Annotated in this window: 16 protein-coding genes; 10 read left to right on the top strand and 6 right to left on the bottom strand. The window is 50.3% G+C overall.

What is annotated here, in order from left to right:
• Positions 1-126: 126 nt before the first annotated feature.
• Positions 127-3,255: a multidrug efflux RND transporter permease AcrD gene (gene acrD / locus AC3ISQ_RS07030; RefSeq protein ID WP_489351800.1), complete on the bottom strand. Its 3,129-nt coding sequence runs from the start codon at positions 3,253-3,255 to the stop codon at positions 127-129.
• Positions 3,256-3,465: 210 nt separating this feature from the next.
• Between acrD and AC3ISQ_RS07035 the strand changes: the two genes are divergently transcribed.
• A complete protein-coding gene (locus AC3ISQ_RS07035; RefSeq protein ID WP_489351802.1) occupies positions 3,466-3,744 on the top strand; it encodes a winged helix-turn-helix domain-containing protein in 279 nt (92 codons plus the stop codon).
• Between the two features lie 26 nt (positions 3,745-3,770).
• Here the strand turns inward: AC3ISQ_RS07035 and AC3ISQ_RS07040 are convergent, their stop codons facing one another.
• Both AC3ISQ_RS07040 and narQ read right to left on the bottom strand, forming a co-directional pair.
• Positions 3,771-4,400 (bottom strand): response regulator, encoded by a 630-nt coding sequence (locus AC3ISQ_RS07040; protein ID WP_489351804.1) that lies wholly within the window; start codon positions 4,398-4,400, stop codon positions 3,771-3,773.
• A gap of 102 nt (positions 4,401-4,502) precedes the next feature.
• Entirely contained in the window at positions 4,503-6,185 is a 1,683-nt protein-coding gene (gene narQ / locus AC3ISQ_RS07045; protein ID WP_489351806.1) for a nitrate/nitrite two-component system sensor histidine kinase NarQ, read from the bottom strand.
• Positions 6,186-6,503: 318 nt separating this feature from the next.
• Here narQ and napF point away from each other — a divergent pair, with 318 nt between their 5' ends.
• The 8 genes from napF to nudK all read left to right on the top strand — a co-directional run bounded on the left by napF (position 6,504) and on the right by nudK (position 13,309).
• The gene (gene napF, locus AC3ISQ_RS07050) at positions 6,504-7,010 is read left to right on the top strand and encodes a ferredoxin-type protein NapF (RefSeq protein WP_489351808.1); all 507 of its coding nucleotides are present in this window, start codon (positions 6,504-6,506) and stop codon (positions 7,008-7,010) included.
• A complete protein-coding gene (napD, locus tag AC3ISQ_RS07055) occupies positions 7,010-7,273 on the top strand; it encodes a chaperone NapD (RefSeq protein WP_489351810.1) in 264 nt (87 codons plus the stop codon). Before napF ends, napD begins: the two co-directional genes overlap by 1 nt.
• On the top strand, positions 7,270-9,762 hold the full coding sequence (gene napA, locus AC3ISQ_RS07060; protein WP_489351812.1) for a nitrate reductase catalytic subunit NapA: 2,493 nt from the start codon (positions 7,270-7,272) through the stop codon (positions 9,760-9,762). Before napD ends, napA begins: the two co-directional genes overlap by 4 nt.
• Positions 9,763-9,772: 10 nt before the next feature.
• A complete protein-coding gene (napG, locus tag AC3ISQ_RS07065; protein ID WP_489351814.1) occupies positions 9,773-10,540 on the top strand; it encodes a ferredoxin-type protein NapG in 768 nt (255 codons plus the stop codon).
• The gene (napH, locus tag AC3ISQ_RS07070; RefSeq protein WP_489351816.1) at positions 10,540-11,448 is read left to right on the top strand and encodes a quinol dehydrogenase ferredoxin subunit NapH; all 909 of its coding nucleotides are present in this window, start codon (positions 10,540-10,542) and stop codon (positions 11,446-11,448) included. Before napG ends, napH begins: the two co-directional genes overlap by 1 nt.
• Positions 11,445-11,894 carry a nitrate reductase cytochrome c-type subunit gene (gene napB / locus AC3ISQ_RS07075; protein ID WP_489351818.1) on the top strand — a complete coding sequence of 150 codons (450 nt, stop codon included), beginning with the start codon at positions 11,445-11,447 and terminating at the stop codon, positions 11,892-11,894. The genes napH and napB overlap by 4 nt, the downstream gene beginning before the upstream one ends.
• 12 nt (positions 11,895-11,906) lie before the next feature.
• On the top strand, positions 11,907-12,521 hold the full coding sequence (gene napC / locus AC3ISQ_RS07080) for a cytochrome c-type protein NapC (RefSeq protein ID WP_489351820.1): 615 nt from the start codon (positions 11,907-11,909) through the stop codon (positions 12,519-12,521).
• A 212-nt stretch (positions 12,522-12,733) separates the two neighbouring features.
• Positions 12,734-13,309, top strand: a complete 576-nt coding sequence (gene nudK / locus AC3ISQ_RS07085; RefSeq protein ID WP_489353167.1) for a GDP-mannose pyrophosphatase NudK — start codon at positions 12,734-12,736, stop codon at positions 13,307-13,309.
• 65 nt (positions 13,310-13,374) lie between these two features.
• On the opposite strand, the gene tal is transcribed toward nudK, so the two are convergent.
• Positions 13,375-14,325, bottom strand: coding sequence for a transaldolase (gene tal / locus AC3ISQ_RS07090; RefSeq protein ID WP_489351821.1), 951 nt, complete (start codon positions 14,323-14,325; stop codon positions 13,375-13,377).
• 194 nt (positions 14,326-14,519) lie between these two features.
• Positions 14,520-15,113 carry a chitin-binding protein/chitosanase CBP21 gene (gene cbp21, locus AC3ISQ_RS07095; protein ID WP_489351823.1) on the bottom strand — a complete coding sequence of 198 codons (594 nt, stop codon included), beginning with the start codon at positions 15,111-15,113 and terminating at the stop codon, positions 14,520-14,522.
• A 399-nt stretch (positions 15,114-15,512) separates the two neighbouring features.
• On the opposite strand from cbp21, the gene AC3ISQ_RS07100 reads away from it, so the two are divergent.
• Positions 15,513-16,454 carry a LysR family transcriptional regulator gene (locus AC3ISQ_RS07100; protein WP_489351825.1) on the top strand — a complete coding sequence of 314 codons (942 nt, stop codon included), beginning with the start codon at positions 15,513-15,515 and terminating at the stop codon, positions 16,452-16,454.
• A 100-nt stretch (positions 16,455-16,554) separates the two neighbouring features.
• Here AC3ISQ_RS07100 and chiB read toward each other — a convergent pair whose 3' ends face one another.
• Entirely contained in the window at positions 16,555-18,054 is a 1,500-nt protein-coding gene (gene chiB, locus AC3ISQ_RS07105) for a chitinase ChiB (RefSeq protein WP_489351827.1), read from the bottom strand.
• Between the last annotated feature and the right edge of the window lie 156 nt (positions 18,055-18,210).

Consider the following 18,210-nt stretch of genomic DNA (forward strand, 5'->3'; position numbering starts at 1 on the left):
TCAGAAACAACTCATGTTGTCTAGGAAGGATAGTTTATCGAATGGGAATAATCTTGGTTTGATTGTAAAGTGAAGTTGGTTAGTGTTGAAAGCAGCATCGGTTTCCCGACGCTGCTTTTTTCGTTTCTATTGCTCTGACTTTTCTACCTTGATGTGCTGTTTGCCAGGGAACCGGCGTCGCACCAATACGAAGAACAGCGGTACAAAAAATATCGCCAGTACTGTAGCTGATATCATCCCGCCCATTACGCCAGTGCCGACCGCATGTTGGCTGCCGGAACCAGCCCCGGTGCTGATGGTCATCGGTAATACGCCGAAGATAAATGCCAGCGAGGTCATCAGGATCGGGCGTAGGCGCATTCGTGAGGCTTCCAACGTGGCAGCCATCAGATCTTGGCCTTTTTGATTGAGTTCGTTGGCGAATTCAACGATCAAAATGGCGTTTTTGGCCGATAGCCCGATAATCGTCAGTAACCCCACTTGGAAGTAAACGTCATTCTCCAAGCCGCGTAGCCAAGTGGCAGTCACCGCGCCAATCACGCCGAGTGGTACTACCAACATCACCGAGAATGGAATTGACCAGCTCTCATACAACGCGGCCAGACACAGGAATACCACTAACAGCGAGATAGCGTACAGCGCCGGAGCCTGTGAGCCAGAGAGGCGTTCTTGGTAGGACATCGCTGTCCATTCCAGCCCGAAACCGTTGGGTAATTGGCTGACCAATTTTTCCATCTCATTCATCGCCGTACCGCTACTGACGCCGCTTGCTGCTTCGCCGACAATCTCTACTGCTGAGTTACCGTTATAGCGTTCTAGGCGTGGTGAGCCATATTCCCAATGTGAACTGGCAAAGGCCGAGAAGGGCACCATGCCGCCGTTGCTGTTGCGAACGTACCATTTGTAAATGTCCTCCGGCAGCATACGGAACGGCGCACCGGCCTGTACGTAGACTTTTTTCACCCGACCACGATCGAGGAAGTCATTGACGTAGGTTGAACCCCAAGCGGTGGAGAGCGTGTTGTTGATGTCATCAATAGAAACGCCCAGCGCCTGCGCTTTGCGTTGATCGATATCGATCTGCAATTGCGGACTGTCGTCCATACCATTGTGACGTACGCGTGACAGTAACGGATTTTGTCCTGCTAATTGCAACAGTTGGTCGCGGGCTTCCATCAGTTTGGCATGACCCAAACCGGCGTGATCTTCCAGTTCCATGTCGAAACCAGAGGAACTGCCCAAACCGCTGATGGCAGGTGGGCTACTGGCGAACACGCGAGCCTCGTTAATTTTACTGAACGCTTTGGTGGCACGATCAATGATATTGAAAGAGGTCTCACCCGAAGTGCGTTCATCCCAATCTTTCAAACGGATGAACAGGCGTGCAACGTTTTGGCCGTTACCGCCCGGCCCGGCACCGATGGTGGCAAAGGTGGACAGCACATCTTGCGTTTCTTCAGTCATAAAGTAGTGTTCGACTTTTTCCACCACTTTAGACGTTTGTTGCAGGGTTGAACCCGCCGGTAACTGAACCTGCACGGTGAACACGCCGCGGTCTTCTTGCGGCAAGAATGAGGTTGGTAGTTTCAGGAACATCAGCGCCAACCCGCCGAGCAGCAGCAGATAAATCAGCATATAGCGCGCGCTGTGGTGCAATATGCGCGCAACGCCACGCTCATAGCGATGAGCATTACGGTTGAACATCCGGTTAAACCAACCGAAGAAGCCGCGTTTTTCTTCGTGATGCCCTTTAGGGATCGGTTTAAGCAGAGTGGCACACAGCGCTGGGGTCAGGATCATCGCCACCAGAACCGACAGCACCATAGCGGAAACGATGGTGATCGAAAACTGGCGATAAATGGCGCCGGTGGTGCCACCGAAGAAGGCCATCGGGATGAATACTGCCGAAAGCACCAATGCGATACCGACCAATGCGCCCTGTATTTGCCCCATCGATTTACGCGTGGCTTCGCGAGGTGGTAAACCTTCTTCGCTCATCACCCGCTCGACGTTTTCCACTACCACGATGGCATCGTCCACTAATAGTCCGATGGCGAGTACCATCGCGAACATCGTGAGGGTATTAATGCTGTAACCGCAGGCGGAAAGGATGGCAAAGGTGCCGAGTAACACCACTGGCACAGCGATGGTTGGGATCAGTGTGGCGCGGAAGTTTTGCAAGAACAGGTACATCACTAAGAACACCAACAGGATCGCTTCCATCAAGGTTTTTACCACGTCCTTGATCGAGGCCTTCACGAAGGGGGTGGTTTCATAAGCGACTTTGGCTTGTAATCCCGGCGGGAAATATTTGGACAGTTGCTGGATCTTGTCTTTGACCAACTGGTCAGTTTGCAGTTCGTTGGCGCCAGAAGCCAGTTTGATGTTCATCCCGGCGGCTTGCTGACCATTGTAGCGGCTGAGGTAGTTATAGTTCTCACCACCGAGTTCTACGGTGGCGACATCGCCTAACGTGACGAGCGAACCATCTTGATTCACACGCAGAGTGATTTGACGAAACTGCTCTGGCGTTTGTAATTGCGATTGGGCATTGATGGTGGCGTTTAGCGCCTGCTTATCGACTGAGGGTGTACCACCCAATTGACCGACGGCGACCTGCGAGTTTTGCGAGTTAATCGCATTGACCACGTCTTGTGTCGTCAATTGATAACTGTTGAGTTTGTTAGGATCGAGCCAAATTCGCATCGCATATTGAGAGCCGTAAACGTCCATACTGCCGACGCCATTAATACGACTGATCGGATCTTGCAGGTTAGAAACGATGTAATCGGCAATGTCCTGCTTATCCATGCTGCCGTCGGTGGAGACGAAGGCCACCATCATCAACGTAGTGTCACCGCTTTTTGAAACCGTTACCCCCTGATCCTGCACTGCTTGTGGTAAACGTTTCAGCGCCGCTTGCAACTGGTTTTGTACCTGTTGCATAGCCTCATTAGGATCGGTACCTGCTTCAAAAGTCAGCGTCACCGAGGCCGAACCGGTATTGGTACTTTGTGATGACATGTACATCAGGTTATCCAGACCGGTCATGTTCTGTTCGATTATCTGGGTAACGGTATTTTCCAGCGTTTGTGCCGAAGCACCAGGATAGCTGGCACTGATGCGGACGTTCGGTGGCGCGAGGTTCGGGTATTGCTCAACCGGCAAAGAGAAAATCGCCAAAGCACCTGTCAGGCAAAGGATAATTGCCAGCACCCAGGCAAAAATGGGGCGATCAATAAAAAAATTGGCCATGTAGCGCGAACCTCGTTAGGACTTGTTCTATCTTTAAGACGCATCAGATGTGTGTTTTTATCAGGCAATTGCCCGACGCTACAGCACTTTACCCGTGAACCTTGGGTGAAGGGTGGAGAAAAAATGGAGATAGTGTAAATAAGCGTTGGGTTACTCTAAGCTGAAAGTCGCTGTAAACGAATAAAAATTCTTCTGGATCAGGAGCTTTGCATGGAGATTAACCCGGTATTTGCTCGTCGTCTTTACCTGTGTTGGTTGATTAACAACAGTGAACGGCCTAACGTCCCGCGTTTAATGGAATTGACTGGGTGGCCGCGCCGTACCTTGCAAGATGTGTTGAAAGCCTTGCCGGGAATGGGTGTGGAATTACAATTTGTTCAGCAAGGGGTTCGCAACAATGACGGCTTTTACCAGTTGGCGAGTTGGGGACCGTTGAATAAAAGTTGGGTAAATCAGCATCATCAGAGTTTACTGGCAGCGATTGAGTAAACCTTCCCCGGCAGGCCGGGGAAGCGTTATTGGCTCTTATACTCTAGGTACATCACGGTAGCCGCAACGCGGGAGCGTACATCCAATTTACGCAGCATATTGCGGATATGGACTTTGACCGTTTCTTCGGAAATATGCAGTTGTGCCGCAACTTGCTTGTTCGACATACCGCGTGCTACTTCCTGCAAAACGTCCAACTCGCGTTCGGTCAGATCGGCAAAAGGATTATGTTGCTCTGTGCGTGATGACAGATAATCGGCTATCGCTTCACTGAGCACGTTCTTGCCTTCCGCCGCTTCACGGATATAACCCAGTAATAGCTCGGGTTCGCTGTCTTTCAATAAATAACCGTCGGCACCGGCATCGATCAACGCATAAACGTCGCTGCGGGAGTCCGAAACGGTGAGTACGATAATCCGTGCGTCGATGCCATCATCACGCAGTGCCTTCAGCGTATCCAGCCCGGAAAGACCTTTCATATTCAAATCAAGCAGGATCACATCTGGCGTTTGTTGTGCGGCCAGAGTGATAGCTTCATTGCCATTGCTGGCTTCTGCCACGACGTTGAAGATCGGATCTAAACCCAATAATTGCTTGATACCACGACGCATCAGTGGATGATCATCAACGATCATGACTTTGTAATTTTTATTCATTATGACACTTGCTCCCTGTAATGAGTTTAGCCACTCAAACTTGTCGGCCGACTCCTTTAAAATAGCGATATTTACCCACACTGACACATTTTACTGTCAGTATTAGGGTGGAAATGTTAAGTGGATTTCAGTACCACCTTGATTTCCTTGTTTAATGTGCAGTTTGCCTCCCAGTCGTTCCGCCCGTTCACTCATGATGGTTAAACCATAATGACCTTCGGGTTCATCCAGACTGGCAATGCCGCAACCATCGTCGTAGATACTGATGACATTATCCCCATTGGCATCGACATCACACAGGATAGTGATCTGTTGTGCATTGGCGTGCTTGATGGCGTTGAGCACCGCCTCACGCACGATTTGCAGAGCATGAACCTGTTGTTGAGCATTGAGCGCCTGAGAAGAGAGACGACAGTGTAACTGAATCTGGGCGCTGGTTAGAACCTTTAATGGGTCCAACAATTGATGCAGTGCAGCGTTTAGATCGGCTTCTTGAATGCTCAAACGGAACGTCGCCAGTAATTCACGAAGCTGGCGATAGGCATCGGCCAAGGCGCGATCAAAGTCGTCAATGATCTCCTGCGACTGTGCGGAACTGTCCGCCAATGTCCGTTTTAACAAGGTGAGCTGAATACGTAAGAAAGTCAGCGCTTGCGCCAATGAATCGTGTAATTCGCGGGCGATAGTGGCGCGTTCCTCCATCAACAAAAACTGCATGTGCTGCTTTTGTGCGCGGTTGAAATACACACCACGGCTGAGCATATTCGCTACGCTGCTCATTAGGTGCGGATGCGGAGGGAAATCCTGTATCTGCCAGCTTAATTGTCCGTTGGGCTTACCGTCTTGTTCAATATTCAATGTCTGCCAGTCTTGGCTATCCAATGCTGTGCCGCTGCTCAATTGCCATTGGTTGAGGTTATCTTCCACATTTAAACGGATACATTGTAAACCTTCGCTTTGGCGCACGATGTGCAGAACTTTCTCAAACGCCCGTTGATCGATCTGCCCAACGCTGAGTGCCTGCGAGCAGCTATACATCACTTCCAATGTTTTATTGGCTTGCTGCAAACGCTCGGTTTTTTCTTGCACCTTCTGTTCTAGCGATTGGTAGAGCTTGGCCAAATCACCCGACATGGCAGTAAATGTTTGCGACAGTACGCCAAGTTCGTTCGGCAGTGTGACATCTAGCGGAGGGTGATCAAAATCACGCCGTTGCATGCGCTGGCTAGCTTCCACCAGATGTTTGAGCGGCGTCACTACCTGACGGCGCATAAAACGAATGCAAAACAGCACTAGACCAATCACGGCGATATAACCCATCACGCTGATAATGGCGACGATAGCCAATTTTGATTCGGAATAACGTTGTAGTGCCAAAACAAATAAGTCGATTTGGTTGACGTAATTGGCGACGTTATTTTGATAAGCCTGCGTTTCACCTGCTTTAATTTGTTGCTCTAATCCTTGCCAGGTGTGGCGTAGCGCTAGATATTTGTCTTGCACGTCACGCGGTACGTAAAAGCGATCCAGTTTTAACAGTGCCGGAGCTTGTAATGATTGTTGGTAATGGGTGAGGTGTTGTTCCAGATCTTGGCTATGATTACCAAGGTCATACGCCAGCCGATAGCTTTGCATCCGTAATGAACCGGCGATATTGACGGCTTCGGCATCTTTCAGGCTGTCAGCAACGGTTGTGAGTGCTAAACCGGTGGACAATACCGAAAGAATGACTATGCTAAACAGCGCTTTAGCTAGGCTGCTGGTGACTGAACGTTTAACAAGCAATAACAGATCCTTATTTATCTCTGGTGATACGGTTTTTATTCGAAAGTAAATCGGTGTTTTTTGCAACTAAAACACAACGTTATGTAACTTAATATATAGCGATGGTGCGAAAATAGTGACACTTAAGGGTTTTTTGCTCAGTCAGAGATTGATCTGGCGCAAGCTACCCCCGGATTTACCCCTTAAGGGTGATTATATACCCCCATAAATACCCATTATTTTACCCACGCCCTCACCAGGGAAGTCATACTAGAACAACAAAGTACTATTATTTTATTTGCACGCCGTAGCGTGTTTGCAATGTCAAGGATAAACAGCATGGCCGAATTGTCACGCCGCAAGTTGCTCAGTGGACAATGGCGTCAACATTCCGATGCGATCCGTCCCCCTTGGTCGCGCGAAGAATCTCTCTTTATCGCTGGCTGCAGCCGCTGCCAGGCGTGTATTAGCGCCTGCGAAACAGGCGTATTGATCGCTGGTAGCGGTGGATTCCCTGAAATCGATTTCCAAAAAGCAGAATGTACCTTTTGCCAAAGTTGCGTTACGGCTTGTGAATTACCGTTATTTCGCCCGTTGGATGAAACGCCTTGGCAGCAATTGGCAGTTTTCGGTGCTAGTTGTTTGGCAAAGAAAGGCGTTGAGTGCCGTAGCTGTCAGGACAGTTGTGAAACTCAGGCGATCCGTTTTCGTCCTCGTTTAGGTGCGATGGCACAACCAGAATTAATTGCTGCAGCCTGTAACGGTTGTGGTGCCTGTGTTGCAGGCTGCCCAGTGGGGGCTGTCACCCTTTCCCGGAGCGAACACTCTATCCCGGAGCAAAAATAATGAATAACGAATGGCACGTCAGCGGGTTAATGGTTCAGGTTCGCCCTGACAAAATCCCGTTGGTAATTCCGGCATTGCTGGCAATACCTGGGACAGAAATTCCGGCACAGGATGAAAAGCAAGGCAAATTAGCTGTTGTGATGCAGGCAGAACACTCGCGTGAACTGCTGGATAAAATTGAGTCAGTACGCAATCTGGAAGGCGTTCTGGCGGTGTCGCTGGTTTATCACCAGCTGGATGAGCAAGGTGAGGTAATGCCATGAAACTCAGTCGTCGAGACTTCATGAAGGCAAACGCCGCTGTGGCAGCCGCCGCAGCCGCGGGATTGACCATTCCTACTGTGGCGCAAGCCGTGGTAGGAGGGGCAGATGAAATAAAATGGGATAAAGCCCCTTGTCGCTTCTGTGGTACAGGCTGCGGTGTGCTAGTCGGCACTCAGAACGGTCGGATCGTCGCTTCACAAGGCGATCCTGATGCACCGGTCAACCGTGGTTTGAACTGTATCAAAGGCTATTTCCTGCCAAAAATTATGTACGGTAAAGACCGCCTGACCCAGCCTCTGCTGCGGATGAAGAACGGTCAGTACGATAAAGAAGGCGAGTTCACACCTATCAGCTGGGATCAGGCTTTCGACATCATGGAAGCGAAGTTTAAAGCTTCGTTGAAAGAAAAGGGTCCAACCGCCGTCGGGATGTTTGGCTCAGGCCAATGGACGGTGTGGGAAGGTTACGCCGCCGCCAAACTGTTCAAAGCGGGTTTCCGCTCTAACAACATCGACCCGAACGCGCGCCACTGTATGGCTTCCGCGGTAGTCGGTTTCATGCGTACCTTTGGTATGGATGAGCCGATGGGCTGCTACGACGATATCGAGCAAGCCGACGCCTTTGTGTTGTGGGGTTCCAACATGGCGGAGATGCACCCGATCCTGTGGTCGCGCATCACTAACCGTCGTTTGGGCAACGACAAGGTCAACGTTTCGGTGCTGTCGACCTTCGAACATCGCAGCTACGAATTGGCGGATAACGCCATGACCTTCACCCCGCAGAGTGATTTGGCGATCATGAACTACATCGCTAACTACATCATTCAGAATAATGCGGTGGATCAGGAATTCCTTAAGCAGCACGTTAATATTCGTAAAGGCGCAACCGACATCGGTTATGGCCTGCGTCCAACCCATCCGCTGGAAAAAGCCGCTAAGAACCCAGGCAGCGATGCTTCTGAGCCAATGAGCTTTGAAGATTACAAAGCCTTCGTGGCGGAGTACACGCTGGACAAAGCACATGAAATGAGTAATGTGCCGAAAGATCAACTGGAAGCGTTGGCGAAGCTGTATGCCGATCCGAACGTCAAAGTGGTGTCTTACTGGACCATGGGCTTCAACCAGCATACCCGTGGTGTATGGGCGAATAACCTGTGCTACAACCTGCACTTGCTGACCGGTAAGATCTCCAAACCGGGCTGTGGGCCGTTCTCGCTCACTGGCCAGCCTTCTGCCTGTGGTACGGCGCGCGAAGTGGGCACCTTTGCTCACCGTCTGCCAGCCGACATGGTGGTAACTAACGAAAAACACCGTCAGGTAGCCGAACAACACTGGAAACTGCCTGCGGGCACAATCCCAGATAAAGTGGGGCTGCACGCGGTAGCTCAAGACCGTGCGCTGAAAGACGGCAAGCTCAACGCCTACTGGGTGATGTGTAACAACAACATGCAGGCCGGGCCAAATATCAATGAAGATCGTATGCCGGGCTGGCGTGATCCACGTAACTTCGTGGTGGTATCCGATCCTTACCCAACGATAAGCGCATTGGCGGCAGATTTGATCCTGCCTACTGCTATGTGGGTAGAGAAAGAAGGGGCTTACGGCAACGCCGAGCGCCGCACCCAATTCTGGCGTCAGCAGGTGAAAGCGCCGGGCGAGGCGAAATCTGATCTGTGGCAGTTGGTGGAATTCTCTAAACGCTTCAAAGTCGAAGAAGTTTGGCCTGCGGCATTGCTGGAACAAAAACCAGAACTGCGCGGCAAAACGCTGTACGACGTGCTGTATGCCAACGGTCAAGTGAACAAGTTCAAGTTGGAAGAGATCCCAACCGAACAGTTGAATGACGAAGCGCGTGACTTTGGTTACTACATCCAAAAAGGGTTGTTCGAAGAATACGCTGCCTTTGGCCGTGGTCACGGTCACGATTTAGCACCATTCGATGCCTACCATCAGGCGCGTGGCTTGCGCTGGCCGGTGGTTGACGGCAAAGAAACGCTGTGGCGTTACCGTGAAGGCACCGATCCTTACGTCAAGGTCGGGGAATCTGTGCGCTTCTACGGCAAGCCAGACGGTAAAGCGGTTATCTTCGCACTGCCGTTTGAACCAGCAGCAGAAAGCCCTGATCAAGAATACGATTTATGGCTGTCGACCGGTCGTGTACTGGAACACTGGCACACTGGCTCAATGACGCGTCGTGTGCCTGAGCTGCATAAAGCGGTTCCGGAAGCGGTGCTGTTTATCCACCCGTTGGATGCTAAACAACGCGATCTACGCCGTGGCGAAAAGGTAAAAGTAGTATCACGCCGTGGTGAAGTGATCAGTATTGTCGAAACCCGTGGCCGTAACCGCCCACCAAAAGGGCTGGTTTACATGCCGTTCTTCGATGCCGCGCAGTTGGTGAATAATTTGACGCTGGATGCAACCGATCCTCTGTCAAAAGAAACCGACTTCAAGAAGTGTGCGGTGAAACTGGAGAAGGTAAAGGCATAAGGCTAACGGAATGAGCCAGCAACGAGAGAATCAGCAACGAGAGAAAACCCCAGCACGGCGGCGCTTCCTGCGTGATGCAGCTCGCAGTGCCGCAGGCTTGGCAGGGATTGCCGTGCTGCTTGGGTTGCAGCAAAGACAGTCCCAGGCACGTGATGGACTGGCCTTGCGCCCACCGGGCGCGCTAGCGGATAAGGCGTTTGAAGCTGCCTGTATTCGCTGCGGTCAGTGCGTACAGGCTTGTCCGTACCAGACGCTAAAACTGGCAACGTTGCTGTCGCCATTGTCTGCCGGAACGCCGTATTTTGTGGCACGTGATATTCCTTGCGAAATGTGTGAGGACATTCCGTGCGTAGTGGCTTGCCCGAGTGGGGCGCTCGATCCGCAATTGACCGATATCGATCAGGCGCGGATGGGGTTAGCGGTATTGCTCGATCATGAAAACTGCCTGAACTGGCAAGGGTTGCGCTGCGATGTGTGTTATCGCGTTTGCCCACAGATTGACAAAGCGATCACGCTAGAGCTGCAACGGAACGAACGTACCGGCAAACACGCCATGTTCTTGCCCACCGTGCACAGCGATGCTTGCACCGGCTGCGGCAAATGTGAACAGGCTTGTGTTCTGGAACAGGCGGCGATCAAGGTGTTACCGCTCTCGTTAGCACGCGGTCAATTGGGCGAGCACTACCGTTGGGGTTGGCAAGAGAAGCAGAAAGCCGGGCACTCGTTAGTACCGGAAGGTGTGACGATGCCTGTCCGTGGCGTTAAGGGAGGTGAGTGATGGCGAACTCAGTTGCCGAAGCCGGGCGTGATGCGCGTTTGCGTCACGGTTGGTTGCGTAGCCACCGCTTTCTGATTTTGCGTCGTTGCTGTCAGTTGCTGGTTTTATTGATGTTTTTATCCGGGCCGCTATGGGGCGTGTGGATTTTACGGGGTAACTACAGCGCGAGTTTGCTGCTGGAACACGTCCCCCTCACCGATCCGTTGATGTTACTGGAGAGCTTGTTCGCCGGTCACTGGCCGAGTTGGTTGGTGTGGGTCGGGGCCGTAGTGGTGCTGGTTTATGGCTTGATAGGCAACCGGGTGTTTTGTGGCTGGATTTGTCCGTTAAATCCAGTGACCGATCTGGCCGCTTGGATGCGCCGTAAACTGGGCATTCGCCAATCTGCTAGCCTGCCGCGTAGTCTGCGTTATGGCATTTTAGCGGCGATACTGATTGGCAGCGCCGTTAGCGGCACTCTGCTGTGGGAATGGTTAAATCCGGTGGCGTTACTGGGACGTGGTTTGATTCATGGTTCTGGTGAGGGCATCAGCGGTTGGTTACAAGGGTTAGGTGCGGCATTTGGTGCAGGGATCTGGCTGATGGTGGCGCTGTTCTTGTTCGACCTGCTGGTGGTTGAACACGGTTGGTGTGGTCATCTGTGCCCGATGGGGGCGATGTACGGCCTAATCGGTAGCCAAGGCGTGGTGCGTATCAGCGCGGAACAACGTGATAACTGTACACGTTGTATGGATTGTTTCCACGTTTGCCCGGAGCCTCAAATTTTGCGTGAGCCGTTATTGCTGAAGAAAGGAACGCCGCAGGTGGCCAGCGATGCCTGTATCGCCTGTGGACGCTGCATTGATGTGTGTGCAGAGAACGTATTCGAAATTAAGACCAAATTCTATTATTCGGGAGCCAAAAAATGACAAGCAATGTCCTGAAAAAGCAGCTTACCTTATGGGGCGCACTGTTATCGCTGGTGGTTGCCAGCTTCGCGTTTGCCGCTAGCGATGTTGATCTGAGTAAATCACCGGAAGTTTCCGGCACGGCAGAAGGGCAGATCAAAATGCCTAAGCAGCAGGAGCGGATGGCGTTGAATTATGTCAACCAACCCCCGATGATCCCGCACAGCATCGACGGTTATCAGGTCAGTAAGAACACTAACCGCTGTCTGCAATGTCACGGTGTTGAGCATTATCGTACTACGGGTGCGCCGCGTATTAGCCCGACGCACTTTATGGATAGCAATGGCAAGGTGTTGGGTGAAGTTGCTCCGCGCCGTTATTTCTGCCTGCAATGTCACGTACCGCAAACCGATGCGGCACCGATTGTGGGGAACGACTTCCAGCCAATGCAAGGTTTTGGCAAATAAGCCGGGGGATTTATGGCCGAACGTGATAACACCACCGAGAAAAAACCAAGTTTGATCCGCCGTCTGTGGCGTTGGTGGCGCCGGCCAAGCCGTTTGGCGCTGGGTACGCTACTACTGGCTGGTTTTGTTTCCGGTATTATTTTCTGGGGCGGTTTCAACACCGGCATGGAAGCGGCGAACACTGAGCAGTTCTGTATCAGTTGCCACGAAATGCGCGAAAACGTCTATGAAGAATATATGGAGACGGTGCACTACAACAACCGTAGTGGCGTGCGTGCAACCTGTCCGGATTGCCACGTACCGCATGAGTGGGGGCCGAAGATGCTACGTAAGATCAAGGCCAGTAAAGAGTTGTATGCCAAAGTCTTTGGCATCATCGACACGCCGCAAAAGTTCGATGAGCACCGGTTGGCGATGGCGAATAACGAGTGGGCGCGTATGAAAGCCAATAATTCGCAGGAGTGTCGTAACTGCCACAACTTCGAATACATGGACTTTACCGCACAGAAAACCGTGGCAGCCAAGATGCACGATAAAGCGATTACCGAAGGTAAAACCTGTATCGACTGTCACAAAGGTATTGCTCACAAGCTGCCGGATATGAGAGACGTTCCAAACGGTTTCTAATATACCCGTCGTCTTTCAAGCCGCATCGTTGTCGGCTACGGTCGCTCACCCCAGTCACTTATTTATATAAGCTCCTGGGGATTCACGCCCTTGCCGCCTAGATGCAGGTATAGGTATGGTTTATCATCCGCCCCACCATGCAGCAATGCTGGTGGGGTTTTTTATTTTCAGTCGCGCTATGATGGTGATCCGAACGGTTACGGGAAAGCATGATGTCTGCAAAAATCAGTAATATAAACAAAGAATTGTTATCAGATAACTGGTACGTATTGCATAAATATACTTTTGATCTTCAACGCAAAAATGGTGGCTCTGTCCAGCAAGTGCGCGAAGTGTATGACCGTGGTAACGGTGCGACGGTACTGTTATATAACCGCGATAAAGGTTCCGTGGTGCTGACCAACCAGTTCCGTATGCCGACTTATGTAAACGGCAACGCTAGCGGTATGTTGTTGGAAGCCTGCGCGGGATTGCTGGATGGTGATGCTCCAGCAGAATGCGTTCGCCGCGAAGCGGAAGAAGAAACCGGTTTTCAAATCGATCATGTGCAAAAGGCGTTTGAAGCTTATATGTCACCGGGTAGCGTGACGGAAATTGTTCATTGCTTTATCGCTGAGTACCATGAAGAACAACGCAAAAATGCCGGTGGTGGCATTGAAGACGAAGATATTGAAGTGGTGGAGTTGCCGTTTAAAGAAGCGTTAGCGATGGTTGCCGATGGCAGGATTAAAGACGGTAAGACCATCATGTTGCTGCAGTATCTGCAAATTCAAAGAATTATGGCGTAAACTTTTCTACTGATTAGCATTAAGACTTCACCGGGGCTCCGGCGAAGTCTTCCAACATCAGGGGATTACAGTTCGGCCGCCAGCATATCTTCCAATTTCTGTTGGTCGACAGCAAACAGGCGAATACCTTCAGCCAGTTTTTCCACTGCCATCGCATCCTGATTATGCTCCCAACGGAATTCGGCTTCGCTTAACGGGGAAGGTTGATACAACCCTTCTATTGACGGCGCTAGCTTACGTTCGATTGGCTGATTGTTCTGTTTCAGCTGCTCTAGCAAATTAGGGGCGATAGTCAGACGATCGCAACCCGCCAGCGCTAGGATCTGCTCGGTGCGACGGAAGCTGGCACCCATAATGACGGTCTGATAGCGGTGTTGTTTATAGTATTCATAAATGGCGCGTACGGATTTCACCCCCGGATCTTGCTCGGCATCGTAGGTCGCAACAGGTTGTTTGGCTTGGTACCAGTCATAAATACGCCCGACGAAAGGCGAGATCAGGTAGACCCCAGCTTCGGCGCAGGCTCGAGCCTGCGCGAAGGAGAACAGCAGCGTCAGGTTAGTGTTGATACCTTCTCTTTCCAGCTCTTCGGCGGCTTTGATCCCTTCCCAAGTCGCAGCCAGTTTGATCAAAATTCGTGATTTATCAATACCTGCGCGTTGATATAAGCCGATTAGCTTGCGGGCTTTCGCTACACACATACCGCGATCGAATGACAGACGAGCATCAACCTCCGTAGAAATACGCCCCGGCACGCTTTTCAAGATTTCCAGACCGATGTTAACTGCCAGTTTGTCGCTAGCGTTAATCAATTGCGTTTCTTTGCTGCCGCCTTGTTGACGGGCGAAATCCAGTGCTTCGGTAATCAGTGTACGGTATTGCGGCAGAGCTGCGGCTTTCAGGATGAGTGAAGGGTTGGTAGTGGCATCTTCCGGCTCAAATTGGCGGATAGATTCGATGTCACCGCTGTCGGCGACCACGACGGTAAGTTGTTTGAGTGCGTCTAGTTGATTCATCTTATAGGCTCCATGACTAATGTCTGTGTAGGGAAATCTTTCAGGGCTAACACCATGCGACATAATGCCAATCATTAAAAGATGCTTTTTCTGATTGTTATGATGGAAAATAACAATGAATCCCGAACCTTCTGCGTTCACCCAATAAAAAAGGGTTCAGCAATAGGCTGAACCCAGTGTGTTTCCCTACCGACTTAGTTGCTCAAGTTTACGTCAATCGCCTGATAGAAGGCGTTAACGGTATCTGCCACATCCCACACAGCCAAGATCACGTGCGACCCGAGGCGATCTGCCGGTATGGTGCACTGGTGGGTCACCTGTTTAGCCGGAATAGCGCCAGCATCGTCGTATTGACAGAACGGAGTCAGTTCAAACGACGCACGGCTCAGAGGCTGCGAAGCATCCCAATCTGGCTTGGTGATGAAGTAACGCCAGCTGGTGGTTTTATGCTGAGCCGTCAGCGTCCAAGTGAAGGAGTTTGGCCCGGTCTTCAGATTGATCTTGCTCCAACGAGTTGGGGTTTGCTGATCCAGCTCGAAGAAGGTGGATTTATTGGCGCTGGCGATGTGTCCATCCGGTGGACCACTCTGCGGAAAGCCTTTTGGGCCTTCGACACTTTGCGGTTCATATTGCACGCTGCCACATTGGGTATTGAGTTGCAGTTTGCACTGATAAGTACGGCTAGCCGGAGTTTCAACATAGCCATGAGCGTTAGCCTGCTGTGAAGCACCGAACATAGCTGCGCTTAGTAGGCCAAGAGTCATCAGGGTACGAGAGGTCTTGTTCATAAATACTCCTGTTAAAAAATAATATGTGAGTTGAGCTTATTGACACCAATCGTCGGATAAGTCCGATAATAAAAAGGAATTTCGATTGGCTTGTATTTATTTTTATCATTTGCAGAGCTTGGTAGATCAGAATGTTTTATGGGCTATTAACTGAAATTATTATAATGAGCACTGTTCATTTATGAGCTGAATTTGTTTTGAAACTGATGTCTAATCACCGATTGTCATGATGAATTTTGTTTAAAGTATTGATGAATAGTCTTGCAAATGACGTTCTAGCTTGTGAGGTATATTGCTTGTGGTTCTAAATAGTTTTGTCCGACTTGTTCGACTTTCGTGTGCCAACACATTGGGAAATTTAGTGTCACTTTTTCTTATTTATGTCAAAGAGGAATTCGTATGACTAGATTATCCCTGGATGCGATTAAAATAATCAGCACCATCAAAAGTACTGGCTCTTTTTCTATGGCTGCCGAGGCGTTACATAAAACACCTTCTGCAATTTCTTATCGAGTATCAAATATAGAAAGTAAGCTGTGTGTGAAACTTTTTCATCGTAATGGTCCGATGATTACCCTGACAGATGAAGGCGAGTTTTTATTACAAGAAGGAAGTTGGATATTAAATGCCGTGCAGGACTTAGAAAGTCGAGTGAGAAACATCCCGAAACTTGATCATAATATACGCGTAGTGGTGGATAAACTCTTTCCGCTAGAAACAATTACCCAAGATATTCGTGACTATATAAATCACAGTCCGAATGCCAACATTTCTGTGCAACGTGAAGCGCTGAATGGTACTTGGGATGCATTAAAAAACAATCGGGCGGATTTGATTATCGCCATAGGGCAGATTCCCGACAATGTGCAGGCTAAAACTCTGATGCTGGGTAAACTGAATTTTGTGCTTTGCGTTTCGCCATCACACCCATTCGCTGCACAGAAAAAACCGGTGAGCAAAAGCCAGCGTCTCAATGACATTGTGGTGGTGATTGACGACAGCAGTCACGATCTACCAAAACGTAATAGCGGCACGATGCCGTTGCAGCGTCAACTGGTGGTCTGCGATGTTGAAAGCAAATTAGCGTTGTTGAAGCGCGGTATTGGGCATGGTTTCTTGCCGCCCTCATTGATTGAGAAAGAGCTGGCTCGTGGTGAGCTGGTGACCGTACCGGTGGAAATGCAAAAGGGTGATGAAATGATCTGGCTGGCATGGCATCCGGCTAGCAAGGGGACGGGTTTCAACTGGTGGCATGAACGCTTAACGCGCAAGAGCGATGTATTCAGTCTGATGGGAAGAGAATTGGTGCGGGATAATGGGTATCCTTGGACTGCTGGCTAAAATAATTAACCGCGAAGGAATGCAGATATTAAACGTTTAAATCAATAAAAACCCCGTCGCTTTTTGGCTTCGGGGTTTTTTAATGACTATCAATTATTGATTAGGCCACGCGACCGACTCGCAGCCAGGCGGTGTCTGAACCTGGAATCGAAGTCACAGACCCCCATTTAGCTTGCCAGACGTAACCTTGATACGCGGCCAAATCACCTTGGTTATACACGCTGCCAGCGGCATAGGCCGGTGCGGTCATGATTGGTAGATTGCCGGGGCCAACACCGCTATAACGGATGCCGGTACCCATATCGAGTTGGCTGTCGTCGTAATCGGTGGCGTTGAAGTAGCGATCCAATGAAGCCAGCAGATCGCCATTGCGGTTATCTTGCCCCAGATGCCAGAACATCACGCCACCCAGTTGATTTTGTTTGATGTACTTGGCTTTGTATTTAAAGCTCTCTACATCATCGTAGGTGACAAACAGACTGTTAGCGGCATGGTACAGATAAGGCGTTTTAGTCTTATCATTCCACAGGCGTTGATAGCCGTAGTTACCCAGTAACATTTGCTCTAATTGGCGGTATGACGCGATGCGAGGGTCTTTGTCTCGCACACATTCTTCACAACCAATCAGCCAGTAATCGGTGCTTGGATACGGATCTTCCCCAGCCGTACTGTGCGAGCTGTATTGACCGTTGTTGGTGGCGCTAACGCCTTTGAAAGCACGACCGTAGAACGGTACGCCCATGACGATTTTTTCGCTTGGTACGCCACCTAACAGCAGGTGTTGTTGGATGGCGGCATCCACCGTTAAGCTGAATGGGCTAGGGAAAGCACGTGTTAACTCTTCCCAGCTCCAACCCAGATTCGCTTCACGCAGGGCGTTGTAGAACGTTGGCCCAGCGCTATCGCCAAACAAGGCGGCTTGATGATTGGTTATCTTCTCCCAAGGGCCGGCCAGATCGTAGGTCATGAGGTTGATGTAATCGAGCGATGCGACGATTTGCGGCAACTTGCCATAGTAACGTGACAGGAAGAAGGCGCCGCCAGCACCGGCGATAGTCAGTTGGTAGGGTAACGCTTGACGGCTATCGGTTTGGGTTTGCTGATCCAGCAGGGCACGGATGGCCTGCAACGCCAAGACAAAGTTGTCGACTTCTGCAACCTGCGGGTATTCCCAGTCAATATCCACGCCGTCGAAACCGTAATCCTTCATTATTCTCACGCAGGACGCGGCAAATTTTGCCCGTGACTCTGGGGTTTTCACCGCGTTAACGTAGTTGGCGTGGGAGACGCCGAGATCGTTGGAATAATACCAACCACCAATTGAAAACATGATGCGTAGGTTTGGGTTATGCGCTTTCAACGCCGTCAAGCGGTTGACCACATCGTGTGCTTTAGCGTCATTGGTGGCCGGATCCCAAGCGCATTCCAGATTACTGTTGATGTCGAGGAATGAGAAGTTGATATGCGTCAGTTGCTTGGCTTTCTCCGGCGTAATATTGGATACCGGGAAAGGCACAATAGAAGTATCTGACTCGGTGTAATTATTAATCTGCTGGGTTGGGATGAAATAGTAACCAATAACGGCTTTACGTGCGGACATAGACTTTCTCCAATGTAAAATAAGTGATTTAAGATTGAGAGGGAATCTCTCGCCGTTATTAATGCCGATAAATTTATATAAATAACAGTTAAAATAAATCACAGTCATGATGAATTTTTTAAATGGTTTTCATATTTACTCATGTTGGGAACTATG

Source organism: Serratia sp. KH_031 (assembly GCF_057839655.1).

Excerpts from the sequence above, each read along its gene's own strand:
- acrD (WP_489351800.1), bottom strand. The coding sequence starts at position 3,255 with ATGGCCAATTTTTTTATTGATCGCCCCATTTTTGCCTGGGTGCTGGCA.
- AC3ISQ_RS07035 (WP_489351802.1), top strand. The coding sequence starts at position 3,466 with ATGGAGATTAACCCGGTATTTGCTCGTCGTCTTTACCTGTGTTGGTTG.
- AC3ISQ_RS07040 (WP_489351804.1), bottom strand. The coding sequence starts at position 4,400 with ATGAATAAAAATTACAAAGTCATGATCGTTGATGATCATCCACTGATG.
- napF (WP_489351808.1), top strand. The coding sequence starts at position 6,504 with ATGGCCGAATTGTCACGCCGCAAGTTGCTCAGTGGACAATGGCGTCAA.
- napD (WP_489351810.1), top strand. The coding sequence starts at position 7,010 with ATGAATAACGAATGGCACGTCAGCGGGTTAATGGTTCAGGTTCGCCCT.
- napA (WP_489351812.1), top strand. The coding sequence starts at position 7,270 with ATGAAACTCAGTCGTCGAGACTTCATGAAGGCAAACGCCGCTGTGGCA.
- napG (WP_489351814.1), top strand. The coding sequence starts at position 9,773 with ATGAGCCAGCAACGAGAGAATCAGCAACGAGAGAAAACCCCAGCACGG.
- napH (WP_489351816.1), top strand. The coding sequence starts at position 10,540 with ATGGCGAACTCAGTTGCCGAAGCCGGGCGTGATGCGCGTTTGCGTCAC.
- napB (WP_489351818.1), top strand. The coding sequence starts at position 11,445 with ATGACAAGCAATGTCCTGAAAAAGCAGCTTACCTTATGGGGCGCACTG.
- napC (WP_489351820.1), top strand. The coding sequence starts at position 11,907 with ATGGCCGAACGTGATAACACCACCGAGAAAAAACCAAGTTTGATCCGC.
- nudK (WP_489353167.1), top strand. The coding sequence starts at position 12,734 with ATGTCTGCAAAAATCAGTAATATAAACAAAGAATTGTTATCAGATAAC.
- tal (WP_489351821.1), bottom strand. The coding sequence starts at position 14,325 with ATGAATCAACTAGACGCACTCAAACAACTTACCGTCGTGGTCGCCGAC.
- cbp21 (WP_489351823.1), bottom strand. The coding sequence starts at position 15,113 with ATGAACAAGACCTCTCGTACCCTGATGACTCTTGGCCTACTAAGCGCA.
- AC3ISQ_RS07100 (WP_489351825.1), top strand. The coding sequence starts at position 15,513 with ATGACTAGATTATCCCTGGATGCGATTAAAATAATCAGCACCATCAAA.
- chiB (WP_489351827.1), bottom strand. The coding sequence starts at position 18,054 with ATGTCCGCACGTAAAGCCGTTATTGGTTACTATTTCATCCCAACCCAG.